The 3298-nt window shown below is 70.2% G+C and carries 4 protein-coding genes; 3 read left to right on the top strand and 1 reads right to left on the bottom strand.

The features are described from left to right. On the top strand, positions 1-555 hold a 555-nt coding region (locus SACAZDRAFT_RS18955), incomplete at its 5' end, for an SMI1/KNR4 family protein (RefSeq protein ID WP_005444283.1). A gap of 27 nt (positions 556-582) precedes the next feature. On the opposite strand, the gene SACAZDRAFT_RS18950 is transcribed toward SACAZDRAFT_RS18955, so the two are convergent. Next, on the bottom strand, positions 583-960 hold the full coding sequence (locus tag SACAZDRAFT_RS18950) for a hypothetical protein (protein ID WP_005444282.1): 378 nt from the start codon (positions 958-960) through the stop codon (positions 583-585). Between the two features lie 212 nt (positions 961-1172). Here SACAZDRAFT_RS18950 and lpdA point away from each other — a divergent pair, with 212 nt between their 5' ends. Both lpdA and SACAZDRAFT_RS18940 read left to right on the top strand, forming a co-directional pair. Beyond that, positions 1173-2546, top strand: a complete 1374-nt coding sequence (gene lpdA / locus SACAZDRAFT_RS18945; RefSeq protein ID WP_005444281.1) for a dihydrolipoyl dehydrogenase — start codon at positions 1173-1175, stop codon at positions 2544-2546. 84 nt (positions 2547-2630) lie between these two features. Then, positions 2631-3298 (top strand): biotin/lipoyl-containing protein (locus SACAZDRAFT_RS18940; protein WP_005444280.1); only part of this gene is annotated, 668 nt, incomplete at its 3' end.

Here is a 3298-nt window from a genome sequence, read left to right as displayed (position 1 = left end):
GCGGGGGCCCGTCCCCTCGCCCGGCTGCTCGCGGCAGGGGCCCTCGCGGTCCCCGACGGCTGGGCCGCACACTACGTGGACGCGCTCGTCGCGGCGCTGGGCACGAGACACCGTGCCGCCGCGACCCACCCGACGCGCGACTCGGGGTCGTGGCGTGAGTTGATCGACGAGATCCTGTGGCTGCGCGGCACCCCGGACACCGCGCCGCCTCCTGCGTCGGCCGAGGAGATCGCCGCCGCGGAGGCCCGGCTCGGTCGGATCCTGCCCGAAAGCTATCGGCGGTTTTTGACCACCTGCGACGGGCTGCCCGCCGACGTGGTGTTCCCCCGGCTGCGCGGCGTCGCGGAACTGACCACGCTCGTCGTCGCACCGGACGGCACACCCGGCGCTGTGGTGATCTCCGACCCCGGTGCACTCGTGCTGCGGACCGGCACCGGCGAGGTGCTGGACGACGACCCCGTGTTCGGACGCAGCGTCCACCGGGACGTCGAAGCCCTGCTCGAACAGCACCGCGACCTACTGCTCGCCGCGGAGGAACCGGACCGGCCGCTCTAGCCGCACCACGCGCGGGAGCGGTTCGGACTACTCCGCGTCGCGCTCCCGCTGCGCCTTCTTGCGCAGCACCCGCTGCCGTTCCGTGTACTCCCGCATCCGCTTGGGATACCCCGTCCTCGCCACCTCGTAGACGGGAATCGAGCGCTTCCGCCCGAACCGCAGAGCGGCGTCGAGACTGCCGATCCGCCGGCGCGTCCACTCGCCGTCGTGTGCGACGAGCACGACGGTGGTCTCGGTGACGGTCGTCCGCGGCTCCACGTAGGCCTCCACACCCCGATGGCTCGCGGCCCACTGGTCGAGGTAGGCGGTGTCGGCCGCGCTCGCACCGCGCAACGTGCCGGGTCTACCCTTGTTTTCCCTGCTCTTGCCACCTTTGCGTCGGCGCAACGCGTCGAACAGGCCCACCGCGACCACACTCCCTTCACTTCGCACTGTGCATTATCCCGATCACAACGCGACGTCGACCTCATCACATCCGCACTAGGTCGCACGCCGTTCGGACGAAGTGACAAGATGAGGTGACATGAGCGCCGTCCGCGCCTGTGCACCCGACACGTGGGCCGTACGGACGACGACGTACGAGACGACGTACGAGACTGCCTGCCGAGGAGTGAGAAGTGACCGACGCTGAAGCCGACCTGGTGATCCTTGGTGGCGGATCCGGTGGTTACGCCGCGGCGTTCCGCGCGGCCGAACTGGGCCTTTCCGTCACACTCATCGAAAAGGACAAGCTGGGCGGCACCTGTCTGCATCGCGGCTGCATCCCGACCAAGGCGCTGCTCCACGCCGCCGAGGTCGCCGACTCCGCGCGGGACGGCGAGCAGTTCGGTGTGAAGACCGTGTTCGAAGGCGTCGACATCGCCGGCGTCCACAAGTACAAGGACTCCGTCATCTCGCGCCTCTACAAGGGGCTGCAGGGGCTGGCGAAGGCCAACAAGGTCAACTACGTGCAGGGTGCGGGCACGCTGGTCGGCGGCACCACCGTGGAGGTCGACGGCACCCGCTACACCGGCAAGAACCTGATCCTTGCCACGGGCTCGTACTCCCGGACGTTGCCGGACCTGGAGCTGGGCGGACGCATCATCACCAGTGACGACGCGCTCTCCCTCGACTTCGTCCCGAAGAAGGCCGTCGTCCTCGGCGGTGGTGTCATCGGGGTCGAGTTCGCCAGCGTGTGGGCGTCCTTCGGCGCGGAGGTCACGATCGTCGAGGCGCTGCCCCGGCTGGTGCCCGCCGAGGACGAGTTCGCCTCGAAGCAGCTGGAGCGGGCCTTCCGCCGTCGCAAGATCGCCTTCAAGACGGGCGTGAAGTTCACGGGTGCGAAGCAGGACGCCAACGGCGTCACCGTGTCGCTGGAGTCCGGCGAGACGCTGGAGGCCGACGTCCTCCTCGTCGCCGTCGGGCGCGGCCCGAACACCGCGGGCCACGGCTACGACGAGGCCGGCATCCGGATGGACCGCGGTTTCGTGGTCACCGACGAGCGCCTGCGCACCAACGTGCCCGGCGTCTACGCCGTCGGTGACATCGTGCCCGGCCTCCAGCTGGCCCACCGGGGCTTCCAGCAGGGCATCTTCGTCGCGGAGGACATCGCGGGGCTCAACCCGACGCCCATCGACGAGTCTGGTATCCCGCGGGTGACCTACTCGCACCCCGAGGTCGCCTCCGTCGGTCTCACCGAGGCCCAGGCCAGGGAGAAGTACGGGTCGGACATCACGACGTTCACCTACGATCTGGCCGGGAACGGCAAGAGCCAGATCCTGAAGACTTCCGGTGCGGTGAAGCTCATCAAGGCCCCCGACGGCCCCGTCGTCGGTCTGCACTTGGTCGGGGACCGCGTCGGCGAGCTGATCGGCGAGGCTCAGCTCATCTACAACTGGGAGGCGTTCCCCGAGGACGTGGCCCCGCTGATCCACGCCCACCCCACCCAGACCGAAGCTCTCGGCGAAGCGCACCTCGCCCTGGCGGGCAAGCCGCTGCACGTGCACGGCTGATCTGCTGTCGCAGGACAGCACCGGTCGGCACAGCCGACGCAGCAACTCGGACCACACCCAGCACACACAAGGAGTCAGCAAACGATGGCGTACTCCGTCACACTGCCGGAGCTCGGTGAGAGCGTCACGGAGGGCACCGTCACCCGGTGGCTGAAGCAGGAGGGTGACAGGGTCGAGGTCGACGAGCCGTTGCTCGAGATCTCGACCGACAAGGTCGACACCGAGGTCCCCTCGCCGGTCGCGGGCACTCTGCAGAGGATCGTGGCGCAGGAGGACGAGACCGTCGAGGTCGGCGGCGAACTGGCCGTGATCGACGACGGTTCCGGCGGTGCCGCGGAACCCGCCCCGAGCGCCGAGGCGGCTCAGCCCGAGCCGCAGGCGCCGGCCCAGCAGGAGGCTCCCGCTGCGCAGGAGGCCCCTGCGGCGTCCGCTCCCGCCCCTTCGGCGGGCGCGGCCTCCGGCACGCCGGTGACCCTGCCCGAGCTCGGGGAGAGCGTCACGGAGGGCACCGTCACCCGGTGGCTGAAGCAGGTCGGCGACACGGTCGAGGTCGACGAGCCGCTGCTCGAGATCTCCACCGACAAGGTCGACACCGAGGTCCCCTCGCCCGTCGCAGGTACCGTCCTGGAGATCAGCGTCGCCGAGGACGAGACCGTGGAGGTCGGCGGACAGCTCGCCGTCGTGGGCTCGGCCGACGCCGCTCCCGCGCAGCAGGCGCCCGCCGCGCCCACCCCGGAGCCGCAGCAGCCGGC

The sequence above is a fragment of the Saccharomonospora azurea NA-128 genome (assembly GCF_000231055.2).
Classification (GTDB): domain Bacteria; phylum Actinomycetota; class Actinomycetes; order Mycobacteriales; family Pseudonocardiaceae; genus Saccharomonospora; species Saccharomonospora azurea.
Note: the sequence above shows the minus strand (reverse complement) of the source record. Positions and strands in the feature narration are given on the sequence as shown.